The sequence below is a fragment of the Cycloclasticus sp. PY97N genome, from assembly GCF_002443175.1.
Taxonomy (GTDB): domain Bacteria; phylum Pseudomonadota; class Gammaproteobacteria; order Methylococcales; family Cycloclasticaceae; genus Cycloclasticus; species Cycloclasticus pugetii.
Genome location: NZ_CP023664.1, coordinates 832,466 through 847,565, shown reverse-complemented (window position 1 = coordinate 847,565; position 15,100 = coordinate 832,466). Strand labels below are relative to the sequence as shown.

Genomic DNA, 15,100 nt, shown 5'->3' with positions numbered 1-15,100 from the left:
AATACGAAGCTTCTAGCCAATAGAAACGCTAGATTGATCAACCATCAGACCAGGGCCCATTGTGGTTGACACACTAATTTTCTTTAAGTAAACACCTTTAGCAGCAGCTGGTTTAGCTTTGATCAAATCAGACAACAGTGCTTCCATGTTTTCTTTAAGTGCATTTTCATTAAACGTTGTTTTACCTATACTGCAATGGATAATGCCAGCTTTATCAGTTCTATAACGCACTTGACCACCTTTAGCATTTCTTACAGCGGTTGCCACATCTGCAGTAACTGTTCCAACTTTCGGGTTAGGCATCAAACCACGTGGGCCCAATATCTGCCCAAGTGTACCAACAACACGCATAGCATCAGGTGACGCAATCACAACATCAAAATCCATCTCGCCCGCTTTTACTTGGGCAGCCAAATCATCCATACCTACAACATCTGCACCTGCTTCTGTTGCAGCTTCAGCATTTGCACCTTGAGTAAACACTGCAACGCGAACAACTTTACCTGTACCATTTGGCAATAATGTAGACCCTCTAACATTTTGCTCAGACTTACGTGAATCAATGCCAAGGTTGACGCTTACGTCTACTGATTCTTCAAATTTACTGATGGCCAGTTCTTTTAGAATTGAGAACGCATTGTTTGCATCATATGCTTTTCCGGGCTCAACTTTCTCTTTAATTAGTTTTGCTTTTTTGGTTAGCTTAGCCATTTACACACCCTCCACATCAATACCCATACTACGAGCACTACCCGCAATCGTTCTTACAGCAGCATCCATATCAGCTGCAGTAATATCTGCATCTTTTACTTTGGCAATTTCTTCAAGCTGTTCACGTGTCACCTTTGCAACTTTTACAGTATTTGGTGTACCACTACCTTTTTGAATACCGGCTGCTTTTTTTAATAAAATTGAAGCTGGAGGTGTCTTGGTGATAAATGTAAAGCTTTTATCAGCGAAAACAGAAATAACCACAGGGATAGGCAAGCCTTTTTCCATACTCTGGGTTTTAGCGTTAAACGCCTTACAAAACTCCATGATATTTACACCGTGCTGACCCAACGCTGGACCCACTGGTGGACTTGGATTTGCTTCACCTGCTTTCACCTGTAACTTAATATAGGCATCAATCTTTTTAGCCATCTTACTCTCCTAATTGGGTCAAACGCCTTACGGCTCCCCCGTTAATAACAATCAGACCTTTTCGACCTGACCAAATTCTAAGTCTACCGGTGTGGCACGACCAAAGATCAATACGGATGCGCGTAACGAGCTTTTATCATAATTGACTTCTTCGACTGTACCATTAAAGTCTTTGAATGGCCCATCGTTAATGCGAATAACCTCACCTACTTCAAAGAGTACTTTAGGTCGTGGCTTCTCAACACCTTCTTGTATTCTATTAAGTATTTTATTTGCTTCAGCTTCTGAGATAGGTGCTGGACGATCACTTTTACCACCAATAAACCCTAATACTTTATTTGTGTCTTTTACCAAGTGCCAAGTATCATCATCTAGTTCCATTTGAACCAATACATAGCCTGGAAAAAACTTGCGCTCACTTCTTTTTTGCTGACCTTCACGCATTTCTACAACTTCTTCAGTTGGCACTAAGATCTCACCGAACTTATCTTGCATACCTTCACGTTCAATCGCCTCTTCCAATGAGCTTTTTACTCTGTGCTCAAAGTTTGAATAAGCGTGAACCACATACCAACGCAACGTCATATTATTAGCCTTAACCTGTTATATAGCCAATGCCCCACATAAGCAGGCCATCAAACATCCATAATAAAATTCCAACAAACAAAACCATCACTGCAACAATTAACGTCGTCTGCATGGTTTCTTTTTTAGTTGGCCAAACAATCTTTTTAAGCTCAATTTTAGAGCCCTGAGCAAATTGCCACAATGATTGCCCTAAGCCTGTGCTATACACCAAACCAACTGCAAAAGATAACGCAACAAGCAACCCTATTACTCGAAACAACAAAGACTCATCTGCGTAATAATAAAACCCAGCTATTGACGCGACTATAACTACAACTGCTAACGCTAATTTTGCTACATCCAGTTGACCAGAGCCTTGATCTGTTTCTGCATTCATAGTGATTAATTTCTCTCGATCAAAGTAAGAAAGGTCAGCACCTTCCAAATGGCAGGCCAGGAGGGAATCGAACCCCCAACCTGCGGTTTTGGAGACCGCTGCTCTGCCAATTGAGCTACTGACCTATACTTATTGAATTAAATTTTATTATGTTATTACTCAATAATTTTAGCAACAACACCGGCACCAACTGTTCGGCCACCTTCGCGAATAGCGAAACGTAAACCTTCTTCCATGGCAATCGGGTTGATTAATTTGACGGTCATTTGCACGTTATCACCTGGCATCACCATTTCGATACCTTCTGGTAAGTCACATGCACCTGTTACGTCTGTCGTTCTAAAGTAGAACTGTGGACGGTAACCGTTGAAGAATGGTGTGTGACGACCACCTTCATCTTTACCTAACACATAGACTTCTGCTTCGAAGTGTGTGTGAGGTGTGATTGATCCAGGCTTAGCTAATACTTGACCACGCTCTACGTCTTCACGTTTTGTACCACGTAGTAAGATACCAACGTTATCGCCAGCTTCACCTTGATCTAATAATTTGCGGAACATTTCAACACCGGTACACGTGGTTGTGACCGTGTCTTTGATACCAACGATTTCAATTTCTTCACCAACGTTGATAACACCGCGCTCAATACGACCGGTTACAACTGTTCCACGACCTGAGATTGAGAATACGTCTTCAACTGGCATAATGAAGTCGCCGTCTACAGCTCGTTCTGGTAATGGGATGTATGAGTCAAGCGCTTCAACTAGTTTAAGCACTGATGGAACACCAATGTCTGATGTATCGCCTTCTAGGGCTTTAAGTGCTGAACCTGTTACGATTGGTGTGTCATCACCTGGGAATTCGTACATGTCTAATAGTTCACGTACTTCCATTTCTACTAGTTCTAATAGCTCTTCATCGTCAACCATGTCCGCTTTGTTAAGGAATACGACGATGTATGGAACACCCACTTGACGTGATAACAAGATATGTTCACGTGTTTGCGGCATAGGGCCGTCTGCAGCTGAACATACTAGGATGGCACCATCCATTTGCGCCGCACCTGTGATCATGTTTTTAACGTAATCGGCGTGACCTGGACAGTCTACGTGAGCATAGTGACGTGTATTTGATTCATATTCAACGTGTGATGTTGCAATGGTAATACCACGCTCACGTTCTTCTGGTGCATTGTCAATTTCATCAAAGGCTTTAACTTCTCCACCCATGGCTTCAGCCATAACTTTCGTTAACGCAGCCGTTAATGTTGTTTTTCCGTGATCAACGTGGCCAATTGTGCCTACGTTTACATGGGGCTTATTTCTTTCAAATTTTTCTTTAGACATTACGCACCTTTTATTCGAATATTAATTTAAATTAAAAACCACAATCACTTCTTAACAACTAGATACAACTGGAGCCCATAATCGGAATTGAACCGATGGCCTCTTCCTTACCAAGGAAGTGCTCTACCCCTGAGCTATATGGGCTTGACCCATGCCGCAATGGAGCGGGTGATGGGAATCGAACCCACGTGTTCAGCTTGGAAGGCTGACGTTCTACCATTGAACTACACCCGCGGTCATTTCGGCTCTACCAAAAATGGTGGAGGGGGGAGGATTCGAACCTCCGAAGGCTGAGCCGTCAGATTTACAGTCTGATCCCTTTGGCCGCTCGGGAACCCCTCCGAAATTAGCCGACTATTGTCTTTGATTTAATTTTGGCTGTCAACAACCAATATACTTCTTAATAAAAGATTTTAGTCTGTATGTAAACTTTGCATTACCGACTGGATATCACCGGCACAAATACCCGGTATTTTCTCAATTGCACGATCCATTGCAGCCTCAATTAATACATTATCCGCTTTACTGGGCGCCTTTAATACATAATTTACAACTTTATTGCGATCACCTGGGTGCCCCACCCCAAGTCTAAGCCTATAAAACTCTTTGGATGATAAATGCGCGATTATATCTCGAAGACCATTATGCCCGCCATGACCCCCTCCTTTCTTCAATCGTACTATGCCAGGCTCCAAGTCCAACTCATCATGCACAATCATGACATTTTCTGGCTGGACAGAATAATACTTTGCATAGGCCGATACTGACAAGCCACTTTTATTCATAAATGTTTGCGGCTTGATTAACCTAACCATGCTGTTACCAATTACGCACTTTGACACATCGGCTTTAAATTTAGCGTCATAATTAAAGTGCACACCTTCTCTTTGAGCCAAAGCATCTAACAATAAAAACCCGACATTATGTCGGGTTTTTTTATACTCATCGCCCGGATTGCCCAGACCGACTATTACTGAAATCATTTATTACTCGCCAGAACCCTCTTCGGACTCACCTTCAGCTGATTCAGCACCTTCAACATCTTCGTCTACTTCTGCTGCTCTGTTGGCTTGAATTGCAACCACCTGCAGATCGTGGTCTTCACCTTGCAACAAGGCAACCATTTCTAGACCATCGGCCAACTTAATGTCGGACAAGTGCAAACTATCACCAATTTCTAGAGCCGATACATCCACTTCTATAAACTCAGGCAAATTATTAGGTAAACATTGGATCTCAACATCCACTAGGCTATGCGTTACCACACCACCCTGTTTAGCGCCTGGAGCCTCTTCTTCACCAATAAAGTGAATAGGCACATGAACTTTTAATTTTTCCTTCATGCTGACACGCATAAAATCCGCATGCATTAAAATATTTTTCGCAGGATGACGCTGTAACGCTTTAATAATAACGCTTTCTTTCTTTCCATCCACATCAATAGATAAAATATGCGAGAAAAAGGCTTCATTTTCCGTGCTATGCATTAATTGATTATGGCCCAAAGTTATCGAAACAGGTTCTTCACCCGCCCCATAAATTACAGCTGGAACCATTTCTTGTTTGCGTAAACGACGCGTTGCACCTTTACCTAAGTCATTACGAATCGATGCCGCCAATTCAAAGCTGATACTCATCTAACTTTCTCCAAAAATAATATTTAATTTGCGCTAAACAGCGTATTTTGCCACATTTTTTAATCTACGTATAGCGAACTTACTGAATCGCCTTCTACCATTCGACGAATTGTTTCTGCCAGCATCTCAGCAATACTCAATTGTCTTATTTTTTCACAACCCAATGCTGTTTCACTTAAAGGAATTGTATCTGTAACAACCAATTCATCAAGCACTGAACCTGATATATTTTCTATTGCCTTTCCTGATAACACAGGGTGCGTACAATACGCCTTTACACTTATTGCGCCATTATCTTTTAGCGCCTTTGCAGCCAAACACAAGGTACCCGCTGTATCCACCAAATCATCAACAATAACGCATTCTCTGCCGCTTACATCGCCAATAATATTCATCACTTGCGAAACATTAGCCTTTGGGCGACGCTTATCTATTATTGCCAAATCTGCATCGTCTAAGCGTTTTGCAATAGCCCTTGCCCTTACTACACCGCCGACATCAGGCGACACAATCATTAGGTCTTTTGTTTTTCTCTTCCATATATCACTCAACAAAAGAGGTGACGCATAAACGTTATCAACCGGGATATCAAAAAAACCTTGGATCTGATCGGCATGCAAATCAACTGTTAGTACATGATCTGCACCGGCAGTATCAATCATTTTTGCTATTAATTTAGACGTTATAGGCACCCGCGCTGAACGTGGGCGGCGATCCTGTCTAGCATAGCCATAATATGGAATAACCGCAGTGATACGATTTGCGCAAGCTCTTTTCAGCGCATCAATCATCACCAATAACTCCATCACATGGTTGTTTGTTGGTGCGCATGTTGGCTGTATGATGAACACATCTTTACCACGAACATTTTCGCCAATTTCAACCATTACTTCGCCATCGCTGAATATCTCAACGCTGGCACGGCCAAGCCTCATATTAAGATGACGAACGATATCTTTAGCTAACGATATATTTGCGTTACCAGTAAACACCATGATGCCATTATCTAGCACTATGAACTCCCACTAAAGTATTGAATGATATAAGTATAAAGAATGGCTGGGGCGCCAGGATTCGAACCTGGGATGCGGAGATCAAAACCCCGTGCCTTAACCACTTGGCCACGCCCCAAACTTTATGGCTGCAGATTATACCTGATTTAACCGATTAAAAAACTGTTTAAGCGACTTCTGTAAAGGTGATTCGCTTACGCCCTTTACTACCCACTTATTCCAGCCATCAGGTAACCTTTCTGACAGCAGCACCGCCTCTTGCCGAGTATCGCATTTAGCAAACATACTCGAGCCAGTGCCTGTTAAATAAACCTTAGAGAATTCAGAAAATTGCAGATAAACAGCATCCAACTCTTGACTTATTTCTCTAACAACCGGCAAGCAACTATTATCTTCTTGCCCGTCTAAAAAGTCGCGTATTGTGATGGCTGAATTATCCCGTGTCAAACTGTTATGTGAAAAAACTTCTTTTGTTGAGCAATGATAAGGAGGATTTACCACAACAAACCACTTTTCAGGCAAGTCAATCACTGTCATTTTTTCACCAATACCTTCCGCCCATGCTGACAAGCCCCTAACAAAAACAGGCACATCCGCCCCCAGTTTAAGGCCCAACATTTCCAACTCTTCAACTGAATAACCGAGCCCCCAAACTGCATTAAGCACAATCAACGTAGTGGCCGCATCAGAGCTACCTCCTCCTAAACCGGCACCCATTGGTAATATTTTCTTAAGTATTATCTTTGCACCTAAACTTGCATTTGCTTGCTGCTTTAGTAAATTAGCCGCTTGAACAACCAAATTAGTATTTGTTGCAAGACTGACCGAATTGCAACTTAATGTGATCTCACCATCCTCTGTAGGCACGACGTTTAACCAGTCAGAAATACCTATTAACTGGAAAACTGTTTGCAACTCATGGTATCCATCAGGTCTTTGTCCAACAATATTTAGCATTAAATTTAACTTTGCCGGTGCTGGCCACCAATGCTCTTCCCACTCTGTCACCGCTATTTTTCCATCCACCATTTATCTACAACCAATTTAATTTTTAAGTCTTCTTTTATAAGCGTCACCCTAGCGGGCAATACAACTTCCCCATAACTCTGAAACCGTTCTAATTGCACATTCCAGCCACCCTGCTCAAACAACACGGTATCATCGAGATATTCCCTGCTTGATGGTCCTTGAAACTCGGGGGATAACACACCTCTCACCCAATATTTCATATGCTTTAAAGGTGCTGAATACCCCAATAATGAAGCCAACTCCTCCTCCGAAACATGCTGTAAAACACCCTCTTCATCGGTCAGTAAAATACCTTGCTTTGAATACAATATTTTTGCAACCACGCCCCCTAATGAGGTGCTTAAGGTCAGGTCATCTATACCCTTTCGATGATTCCACTCTAGCGTTGTAAACCAAGACTGCCGCATATTTCGAACAGATAAACGACCCAGCAAACGCCACTCATTAATAGCTAAAACCTTCTCTGCGTTGTGTAAGGTCGGTAAAGAACTTTCCTCAGTTTTTATAATGCTTGTAGAGGCACAGGCCATCAATTGCGAAACTAACAGAAGACAAACAAGACAACGGGTCATTTTAGTTTCTGCAATACTTCAAGTAGGTAACGGTTATCTTTATCCCGTTTTAGTGCTTCCTCCCAGATGGTACGCGCTTCTTTTTGACGCCCTAGCATCCAAAGAGTCTGACCAAGGTGAGCAGCTATTTCACCTTCAGGTGTTTGACTGTATGCTCTTTTTAACAAAACCAGTGCGCTTTCGTAATGACCTTCACGATAATCCAACCACCCCATACTATCTAAAATAGCGGGGTCATCTGGCTTTAATGAAAGCGCCTGCGTTAGGTAACCCCTCGCTTCTTTAAAGCGAAAGGTTTTACTCGCCAATGCGTAACCCAATGCATTTAAGGCATTAACATCCTTAGGCTCTTTTTCTAATACAAACAATAAGTCTTTCTCTGCAACGGACAATTTATCTAGCTCCGTGGCTGCGATTGAGCGCGCATATCTGAGCGATAAGTTATCCACATTTTCACTAATTGCCGACGATAATAAGTCATAAGCCAGCTGATAATTCTGAACATCCACCAAAAGCTCCGCCTCTAACAGGTAAAACCGTGCTGTATTTTTTGGGTATTCATTGCGCAACTGTTGCAAAACACTCCTGGCGCCTTGCAAATCTCCCATTTCTGACTTAATCATCGCGATTGAGACCCAAGAATCTACATGGTGAACACCATTATCCACCTTCTCAAACCACAACAAAGCATCTTGGTACTGTTTCTGATAATAATATATTCGCCCTAAATAAAAGGCTGACTTCGAAGCAAACACCTCTTCGTTATATAAATTTTCAAATACTTTCGCCGCTTCTATAGGGTTATCCAACTTTAAATAAACAAGGCCCAATGCAAAACTTGCCTCTGGGTAGCTTTCCCCATCAGACAACAACTTTAAAAACTGCTCTTTTGCCTCTTCGTACTGTTCATTCTTGGCTAACAACTGACCATAACCCATCAGCAAAGGTTTCGCTTTAAGGTTCTCGACAGCGTTTTTTAAAACCTCTAACGCACGCTCTGTCTCACCTTTTTGCTCCAACACTAGGGCAAGCTGAGCAAACCCCACAGGCCAGGTCGAATCCAACTCAGTAACCTTCACCGCATCCTTTTCGGCTTGAAGCAGTTGCCCTAAATGAGACATCATTTGCGAGCGAGCAAGATAAGCTCCAGCCTCTTCAGGATAATAACTCACCAACTCATCGATCAGATGACCAGCCAAGTCTTTAGGCGCATGACGGGAAACAATGTCGCCAATGGCCAGCAAGGTATTTCGTTGAGGCATATCGCTTTCTTTAAGGATTGAAGTAATCAAATCCAAACTCTTCTCTGCCTCACCCGCGCGCAAGTAAACTGTTAGAACAAGTCGTTGCGATTGAAGCGATAGCTTTCCTTTTGCCACCAATATATCAACGGCTAACTTAGCTCCAACGATATCATTACTATACAACGCTATTTGTGCAGCCCTAAGCGCTACCAGTGGATCATTCGAGCGCTTAGCCGCATCAACATAGAATGCAGAAGCCATTTTGACATCCCCACGTTGACCTGCCACCTCGCCACCTAACAAACTATACAATAAAGCAGCATCTAGCTGGCTCGGTTGTACCTGCTTCGTTTTAACCTCAGGCGTTTCTTGCACAAGATTCGATATTGCTTTGCTTGGCTCTACCACTTCAACAGCATCGTTTTTACCTACGTGTGTACAACCTATAGATAAAACAACAAAAACCATCATCACGAACTTTAGAATCATATTTTTCTCACCCACACCCTAATCAACATCAGCCGCCTATAAAACTAACACCTCATTCTCTTTTTACAAGGCAAATCGAAAACTACCTGTTTAAACATATAGAACATTCATAGGGCTAAAACGCTTATAATAACCCAATTAACCTAAAGTAAAACTACCAAAAGCGCATGCTGCTTACGCTCGGACTCAATCACAACACAGCACCTATCGAGATTCGAGAGAAACTCGCTTTCTCTCCTGAGCGCCTCGGTCAATCGCTTCAGTCATTAGCGCAGCTTTCATCCATTGAAGAAGCCGCTATTTTATCCACCTGTAATCGCACCGAAATATACTGTGATATAGCAACGCAACAAACAGATGAACTGATCGCTTGGCTTGCCAGCTACCATCGCCTAGATGAAAGTAGTATTAGAGACTATCTATACAGCCACATTGGCCCCCAATCAATAAAGCACATGTCACGAGTCGCCTGTGGGCTTGACTCCTTAGTGCTTGGCGAACCACAGATTCTTGGCCAAATGAAAACGGCTTATCAACATGCCTCTGAGGCCGGCACCCTAGGAAAGTATCTTGGTCGCTTATTCCAGCACACCTTCCAAGTCGCGAAGAAAGTGCGTACCGATACAGCCATTGGCTCTAGCCCGGTATCGGTTGCTTTTGCTGGCGTAAAATTAGCACAACAAATATTTGGTCAATTACAAGATCAAACCGCCTTACTTATTGGTGCCGGGGAAACTATCGAACTATCAGCCCAACACCTAAAAGAGCAAGGCATTGGTCGATTAATTGTTGCTAATAGAACCCTTGAAAAAGCACATGCCATTGCTTCTCAAGGTAATGGATACGCCATTGAAATTAAAGATATCCCTGAGCATCTCGCCGAAGCAGACATTATCATTTCATCAACGGCTAGCTCACTACCCATCCTTGGCAAAGGGAGTGTTGAAACCGCCATTTCAAAACGTAAACACAAACCCATGTTTATGATGGATTTGGCAGTACCACACGATATAGAAAAAGAAGTTGGTTCATTAAGCGACGTCTATCTTTACTGCGTAGATGACCTAAAAAATATAGTTGATGATGGACTTCAATCACGTCGCGAAGCGGCCGAACAAGCTGAAGATATAATCGACATTCAAATCTCGCACTTTCAAACATGGCTACGTGCGCAAGATGCCTCAAAAACCATTTACCAGCTTAGAACCCAATCGGACAATATACGTGAGGAACTCCTTCAAAAGGCGATTAGTGCGGTAAAAAACGGCCAGCCCGCTGAACAAGCCCTAGAACGTTTAGCAAATGATCTCACGAAAAAAATATTACACGCACCTAGCAGCACCCTGAAGAAAGCTGCATCCGAAGGTAACAACGAATTACTATTAGCCGCTCAACAACTTTTTAACTTAAATAAATAACGTGAATATAACTATCCTACAAAAGCTAGACACTCTGTCTGAACGTTTCGAAGAAATTGCTGGGCTACTCTCTGAACCCAGCATACAAAGCGATCAAAATAAATTTCGCTCTTTGAGTCAAGAGTATGCCCAATTAGATCCCATTGTTAGCACCTACCAGAACTATCTAGCGACACTAGAAGATAATGAGTCTGCAAAAGCCATGCTGAATGATAGCGACCCGGATATTAAGGCTATGGCAAAAGATGAGTTAAAGGACACTCAAGCAGCCCTTGAAAAACAAGAAAATGAATTACAAATCCTTTTGTTACCTAAAGACCCTAACGATGGAAAGAATGCTTTTCTTGAAGTTCGTGCGGGAACAGGTGGTGATGAAGCAGCTATTTTTTCAGGCGATCTTTACCGTATGTACCTACGATTTGCTGAGAAAAAAGGCTGGAAGTTTGAAATCATGAGTGAAAACCAAGGCGACCACGGCGGATACAAAGAAATTATCGCTCGAATAGAAGGTCACGACGTGTATTCACAACTGAAATTTGAATCCGGTGCTCACCGTGTTCAACGTGTCCCAGAAACCGAATCTCAAGGCCGCGTTCACACCTCTGCATGCACGGTAGCTATCATGCCTGAAGCCGATGAAAAAGATGATATTGAAATCAACGCTGGCGACTTGCGTGTCGACACTTTTAGAGCATCAGGATCTGGCGGGCAACATGTTAACAAAACAGACTCTGCTATACGTCTTACTCACCTTCCCACCGGTACAGTTGTAGAGTGTCAAGACGAACGTTCACAACATAAAAATAGGGCTCGCGCGATGTCCTTATTAAAAGCCAGAATCATGACCGCTGAACAAGAAAAAGCTGATGCTGAACAAGCTGAGTCTCGTCGTTCGCAAGTTGGTAGCGGCGATCGCTCTGAACGCATTCGAACCTATAACTACCCACAAGGCAGAGTTACCGACCACCGCATCAACTTAACACTGTATAAACTAGATGAGATCATGCAAGGCGCACTAGATCAGGTGATCGACCCATTAATTCAAGAACACCAAGCAGAACAACTAACACAGTTAAGCGCAGAAGAATAAACCCTCGTTTTGAAGTCCCCCTTGACAATAAAAGAGGCTCTTACAGAAGCTGCAAAAACACTGGTTAGCAGTGACAGCTGCGTGCTTGATAGCGAAGTATTACTAGCCTTCGTACTGAATAAAAACCGTAGCTATTTTAGAGCTTGGCCTGACGAGCTTCTAACTACCGAGAAGCTGGACAGGTTTCAGCAACTTGTTGAACAGCGACAAAAAGGGCAGCCGATCGCTTACTTAGTTGGCGAACGAGAGTTTTGGTCACGACGATTTATCGTTTCAAAAGACGTCTTAATTCCTCGACCCGACACCGAGCTACTCATAGAAATTACCCACGAAACGTTCGCTACCGACCAACATTTCTCAGTATTAGATTTAGGGACTGGTAGCGGCGCCATCGCTATCACCTTGGCATTAGAGTTTCCAAACGCCTCGGTGACAGCCGTTGATAACAGCCAAAAGGCCTTAGCGATTGCTGAAAAAAATGCCCTGCAACATAAGGTCCACAATATTCAGTTTCTGCGTAGCGATTGGTTTGAAACAGTGCCCAATACGAGGTTTGATTTAATAATAAGTAACCCACCTTATATTTGCCCAAATGACCCTCACCTTTTAGAAGGCGACCTTCGTTTTGAACCCTCTTCGGCATTGATTGCTCAACACGAAGGCCTACAGGATCTTGAGCATATTACCTCGCAAGCAAAGTCTTTCCTTAAACACAACGGACTTATCTTGTTTGAGCATGGCTTTCAGCAAGGCACTTTGGTCAAAAACTTGTTAGAATTGTACGGATTTAAATCAACCCAACATTTCCAAGATATTCAAGGGCACGTTCGGGCAACATTAGGCACAAAACCATAAACATTAGGGTTAAAAATGCACGAAAAAGAAATTGTCTTACCAAGAAAACTCGTTAATGAATTACTTCATAACGCACAATTATCAGAACACCTCGAGGTCTGTGGTTTTATCAGTAAAAACAAAACGGGGCAGTACACCTGCCATCCTGTTCAAAATATAGCTGAAACACCTAGCAAGCGTTTTCTAATGGCGCCTGAAGAACAAATCAGCGTAATGAAAGAAATCCGCGATAAGGATGAAGAGGTTTTTGCTATCTACCACTCGCACCCCACCGCACCGGCTAGGCCTTCAATAAGCGATACTGAAATGCCTTCACACCCCGAAGCCTATTATTTAATTATTTCGCTAAACACCAAAGGTGTCTTAGAGATGCGCTGTTTCAAATTATTACACGATGAAAATATTGTTGAGATAACCCTAAGAATGGTTGAGGAATAACAACCAGACCGGGTTATCCCTTATTGGCTATTTACTTAACGCTATCGTTGCCAAAAACATTGCTCGTTTTAGTTTTCTTTTGGGCTCATCTGCATAGTCGCTCAATATATATGCTTCTCTGTAGGCTGAAACAGCTTCATCATATCTTTTCAAATACATGTTTCCATCGCCGACTAACAACCAGCCTTTAACCGTTGGTTCATCTTTTAGCTTTTCAGATATACGCGCAACCTGCTGCTCAACTTCCGCTTCCTCTGCTGACAAAGTCTTAGTCGCCAGCCCTTCTTGAGTGGGTTCCACGCCATTTTTAGTCGCGTGGCCACAAGCAGCCAACCATAACGCGATAACAAAAACACTCAACACCTTCAATATACTCATAACATCCTCGCTATTTATTCTAATAATTAACGTAACACTTTAAGAGAAACTACCCTTTTAGTTTACTTTCCAGCAATTTATTTAATTCTTGTGGATTCGCCTTACCCTGGGTTTGCTTCATCAACTGACCAACAAAGAAGCCTATCATTTTTGTTTTACCGGCTCTATATTGCTCAACTTGCTGAGCGTTATCAGCCATTAGCTGATCAATCATTTTTTCTAAGGCACCTGTGTCAGAAATTTGTTTCAAACCTTCTCGCTCAATCACGTCGTCTGCAACATCCTGACTATTCCACATAAACTCAAGGACTTGCTTAGCGATTTTTCCAGAAATTGTCTTATCTGCAATGCGTCTAACCAAGCCTCCTAATCGTTCAGCACTCAAGGGGCTTTGCTGGATATCTAAATTATTGTTATTCAAGTGTGCGCTCAATTCGCCCATCACCCAATTAGCAACAAGCTTCGCCTCTCCATCTGAAAAGTTAACAGCATCTTCGTAGTAATCTGCCATCGCCCGTTGTGTTGTTAATACGTCGGCATCATACTCACTTAAACCATACTGCTGTTGGAAACGTTGTTTTTTAGCCGCAGGTAATTCTGGCAAGTCATTACGCACTTCATCCAACAACTCTGCTGTGATTTCGACTGGTAATAAATCAGGGCACGGGAAGTATCGATAGTCGTTCGCTTCTTCCTTAGAACGCATAGAACGTGTCTCATCTTTATTAGCATCATACAAACGAGTCTCTTGAACCACTTGTCCGCCTGTTTCGATCACATCAATTTGGCGCTCAACCTCATGTGCAATGGCTTTTTCAATAAAACGAAATGAGTTTAAGTTTTTTATCTCTGCACGGGTTCCAAAGGCTTCTTGCCCTACTGGTCTGACTGATACATTAACATCGCAACGAAAAGAACCTTCCTGCATATTGCCATCGCAAATTCCTAAATACTGCACAAGAGTATGTAGTTTTTTAACATACGCTACTGCTTCTGCGGCAGAGCGCATATCCGGCTCAGAAACAATTTCAAGCAACGGTGTTCCTGCTCGATTTAAATCTATTCCCGTCATCCCATGATAGTCTTCGTGCAACGATTTACCCGCATCTTCTTCTAAATGAGCCCGCGTAACACCTATTGTTTTTGATTTACCATCCACCTCTATATCTAACCGCCCTAAACCAACAATCGGCTTATCAAATTGACTTGTTTGATAACCCTTAGGCAAGTCAGGATAAAAATAGTTTTTCCGTGCGAACACTGAATATGGAGCGATATGCGCACCAATGGCCAAACCAAATTTCACCGCAAAACGAACGGCCTGCTCGTTCAACACCGGCAATGTACCCGGTAACCCAAGGTCCACCGCACAAGCCTGCGTATTAGGTTCTGCGCCATAAGCCGTTGAAGCACCCGAGAAAATTTTTGATTGAGTCGCTAACTGAGCATGAATTTCAAGACCTATAACTGTTTCCCACTGCATC

At 42.7% G+C, this 15,100-nt stretch carries 17 protein-coding genes and 5 tRNA genes; 4 read left to right on the top strand and 18 right to left on the bottom strand.

Annotation, left to right across the window (positions count from 1 at the left end):
- Nucleotides 1-12: 12 nt before the first annotated feature.
- The 16 genes from rplA to CPC19_RS04150 all read right to left on the bottom strand — a co-directional run bounded on the left by rplA (nucleotide 13) and on the right by CPC19_RS04150 (nucleotide 9,437).
- Nucleotides 13-711 (bottom strand): 50S ribosomal protein L1, encoded by a 699-nt coding sequence (gene rplA, locus CPC19_RS04225; protein WP_015006529.1) that lies wholly within the window; start codon nucleotides 709-711, stop codon nucleotides 13-15.
- Nucleotides 712-1,143 (bottom strand): 50S ribosomal protein L11, encoded by a 432-nt coding sequence (rplK, locus tag CPC19_RS04220; RefSeq protein ID WP_015006530.1) that lies wholly within the window; start codon nucleotides 1,141-1,143, stop codon nucleotides 712-714.
- 51 nt (nucleotides 1,144-1,194) lie between these two features.
- Nucleotides 1,195-1,728: a transcription termination/antitermination protein NusG gene (gene nusG, locus CPC19_RS04215; RefSeq protein WP_015006531.1), complete on the bottom strand. Its 534-nt coding sequence runs from the start codon at nucleotides 1,726-1,728 to the stop codon at nucleotides 1,195-1,197.
- Between the two features lie 10 nt (nucleotides 1,729-1,738).
- Nucleotides 1,739-2,107 (bottom strand): preprotein translocase subunit SecE, encoded by a 369-nt coding sequence (secE, locus tag CPC19_RS04210; RefSeq protein WP_020932174.1) that lies wholly within the window; start codon nucleotides 2,105-2,107, stop codon nucleotides 1,739-1,741.
- A gap of 49 nt (nucleotides 2,108-2,156) precedes the next feature.
- Nucleotides 2,157-2,232 (bottom strand) — tRNA-Trp (locus CPC19_RS04205).
- A 30-nt stretch (nucleotides 2,233-2,262) separates the two neighbouring features.
- Nucleotides 2,263-3,453, bottom strand: a complete 1,191-nt coding sequence (tuf, locus tag CPC19_RS04200) for an elongation factor Tu (RefSeq protein ID WP_015006521.1) — start codon at nucleotides 3,451-3,453, stop codon at nucleotides 2,263-2,265.
- A 69-nt stretch (nucleotides 3,454-3,522) separates the two neighbouring features.
- A tRNA-Thr gene (locus tag CPC19_RS04195) sits at nucleotides 3,523-3,597 on the bottom strand.
- A gap of 16 nt (nucleotides 3,598-3,613) precedes the next feature.
- Nucleotides 3,614-3,687 (bottom strand) — tRNA-Gly (locus tag CPC19_RS04190).
- 23 nt (nucleotides 3,688-3,710) lie between these two features.
- Nucleotides 3,711-3,795 (bottom strand) — tRNA-Tyr (locus CPC19_RS04185).
- A gap of 71 nt (nucleotides 3,796-3,866) precedes the next feature.
- Nucleotides 3,867-4,436, bottom strand: coding sequence for an aminoacyl-tRNA hydrolase (pth, locus tag CPC19_RS04180; protein ID WP_016390631.1), 570 nt, complete (start codon nucleotides 4,434-4,436; stop codon nucleotides 3,867-3,869).
- A 3-nt stretch (nucleotides 4,437-4,439) separates the two neighbouring features.
- The gene (locus CPC19_RS04175; protein ID WP_016390630.1) at nucleotides 4,440-5,090 is read right to left on the bottom strand and encodes a 50S ribosomal protein L25/general stress protein Ctc; all 651 of its coding nucleotides are present in this window, start codon (nucleotides 5,088-5,090) and stop codon (nucleotides 4,440-4,442) included.
- Between the two features lie 59 nt (nucleotides 5,091-5,149).
- Nucleotides 5,150-6,085, bottom strand: a complete 936-nt coding sequence (locus CPC19_RS04170) for a ribose-phosphate diphosphokinase (RefSeq protein WP_016390629.1) — start codon at nucleotides 6,083-6,085, stop codon at nucleotides 5,150-5,152.
- 61 nt (nucleotides 6,086-6,146) lie between these two features.
- A tRNA-Gln gene (locus tag CPC19_RS04165) sits at nucleotides 6,147-6,221 on the bottom strand.
- Nucleotides 6,222-6,238: 17 nt separating this feature from the next.
- Nucleotides 6,239-7,132, bottom strand: a complete 894-nt coding sequence (gene ispE, locus CPC19_RS04160; protein ID WP_015006536.1) for a 4-(cytidine 5'-diphospho)-2-C-methyl-D-erythritol kinase — start codon at nucleotides 7,130-7,132, stop codon at nucleotides 6,239-6,241.
- The gene (gene lolB, locus CPC19_RS04155; RefSeq protein ID WP_016390628.1) at nucleotides 7,114-7,704 is read right to left on the bottom strand and encodes a lipoprotein insertase outer membrane protein LolB; all 591 of its coding nucleotides are present in this window, start codon (nucleotides 7,702-7,704) and stop codon (nucleotides 7,114-7,116) included. Before lolB ends, ispE begins: the two co-directional genes overlap by 19 nt.
- On the bottom strand, nucleotides 7,701-9,437 hold the full coding sequence (locus tag CPC19_RS04150; protein WP_016390627.1) for a tetratricopeptide repeat protein: 1,737 nt from the start codon (nucleotides 9,435-9,437) through the stop codon (nucleotides 7,701-7,703). Before CPC19_RS04150 ends, lolB begins: the two co-directional genes overlap by 4 nt.
- Nucleotides 9,438-9,604: 167 nt before the next feature.
- Here CPC19_RS04150 and hemA point away from each other — a divergent pair, with 167 nt between their 5' ends.
- Genes hemA through CPC19_RS04130 form a run of 4 tightly spaced genes read left to right on the top strand, consistent with a single transcriptional unit; the run spans nucleotide 9,605 to nucleotide 13,238 of the window.
- Entirely contained in the window at nucleotides 9,605-10,855 is a 1,251-nt protein-coding gene (gene hemA, locus CPC19_RS04145) for a glutamyl-tRNA reductase (protein ID WP_016390626.1), read from the top strand.
- Nucleotide 10,856: 1 nt separating this feature from the next.
- Entirely contained in the window at nucleotides 10,857-11,945 is a 1,089-nt protein-coding gene (gene prfA / locus CPC19_RS04140; RefSeq protein WP_016390625.1) for a peptide chain release factor 1, read from the top strand.
- Nucleotides 11,946-11,966: 21 nt separating this feature from the next.
- On the top strand, nucleotides 11,967-12,800 hold the full coding sequence (gene prmC, locus CPC19_RS04135) for a peptide chain release factor N(5)-glutamine methyltransferase (RefSeq protein ID WP_016390624.1): 834 nt from the start codon (nucleotides 11,967-11,969) through the stop codon (nucleotides 12,798-12,800).
- Between the two features lie 15 nt (nucleotides 12,801-12,815).
- On the top strand, nucleotides 12,816-13,238 hold the full coding sequence (locus CPC19_RS04130) for a Mov34/MPN/PAD-1 family protein (protein ID WP_015006542.1): 423 nt from the start codon (nucleotides 12,816-12,818) through the stop codon (nucleotides 13,236-13,238).
- Nucleotides 13,239-13,265: 27 nt separating this feature from the next.
- Here the strand turns inward: CPC19_RS04130 and CPC19_RS04125 are convergent, their stop codons facing one another.
- Together CPC19_RS04125 and gatB are read right to left on the bottom strand one after the other, a co-directional pair.
- Entirely contained in the window at nucleotides 13,266-13,616 is a 351-nt protein-coding gene (locus CPC19_RS04125; protein ID WP_016390623.1) for a hypothetical protein, read from the bottom strand.
- A gap of 49 nt (nucleotides 13,617-13,665) precedes the next feature.
- Nucleotides 13,666-15,099 carry an Asp-tRNA(Asn)/Glu-tRNA(Gln) amidotransferase subunit GatB gene (gene gatB / locus CPC19_RS04120; protein ID WP_016390622.1) on the bottom strand — a complete coding sequence of 478 codons (1,434 nt, stop codon included), beginning with the start codon at nucleotides 15,097-15,099 and terminating at the stop codon, nucleotides 13,666-13,668.
- Nucleotide 15,100 lies beyond the last annotated feature (1 nt).

Coding starts and splice junctions, on each gene's coding strand:
- CPC19_RS04175 (WP_016390630.1), bottom strand. CDS start 5,090: ATGAGTATCAGCTTTGAATTGGCGGCATCGATTCGTAATGACTTAGGT.
- ispE (WP_015006536.1), bottom strand. CDS start 7,132: ATGGTGGATGGAAAAATAGCGGTGACAGAGTGGGAAGAGCATTGGTGG.
- nusG (WP_015006531.1), bottom strand. CDS start 1,728: ATGACGTTGCGTTGGTATGTGGTTCACGCTTATTCAAACTTTGAGCAC.
- lolB (WP_016390628.1), bottom strand. CDS start 7,704: ATGACCCGTTGTCTTGTTTGTCTTCTGTTAGTTTCGCAATTGATGGCC.
- rplA (WP_015006529.1), bottom strand. CDS start 711: ATGGCTAAGCTAACCAAAAAAGCAAAACTAATTAAAGAGAAAGTTGAG.
- rplK (WP_015006530.1), bottom strand. CDS start 1,143: ATGGCTAAAAAGATTGATGCCTATATTAAGTTACAGGTGAAAGCAGGT.
- CPC19_RS04150 (WP_016390627.1), bottom strand. CDS start 9,437: ATGATTCTAAAGTTCGTGATGATGGTTTTTGTTGTTTTATCTATAGGT.
- tuf (WP_015006521.1), bottom strand. CDS start 3,453: ATGTCTAAAGAAAAATTTGAAAGAAATAAGCCCCATGTAAACGTAGGC.
- CPC19_RS04125 (WP_016390623.1), bottom strand. CDS start 13,616: ATGAGTATATTGAAGGTGTTGAGTGTTTTTGTTATCGCGTTATGGTTG.
- hemA (WP_016390626.1), top strand. CDS start 9,605: ATGCTGCTTACGCTCGGACTCAATCACAACACAGCACCTATCGAGATT.
- CPC19_RS04170 (WP_016390629.1), bottom strand. CDS start 6,085: ATGGTGTTTACTGGTAACGCAAATATATCGTTAGCTAAAGATATCGTT.
- gatB (WP_016390622.1), bottom strand. CDS start 15,099: ATGCAGTGGGAAACAGTTATAGGTCTTGAAATTCATGCTCAGTTAGCG.
- CPC19_RS04130 (WP_015006542.1), top strand. CDS start 12,816: ATGCACGAAAAAGAAATTGTCTTACCAAGAAAACTCGTTAATGAATTA.
- pth (WP_016390631.1), bottom strand. CDS start 4,436: ATGATTTCAGTAATAGTCGGTCTGGGCAATCCGGGCGATGAGTATAAA.
- secE (WP_020932174.1), bottom strand. CDS start 2,107: ATGAATGCAGAAACAGATCAAGGCTCTGGTCAACTGGATGTAGCAAAA.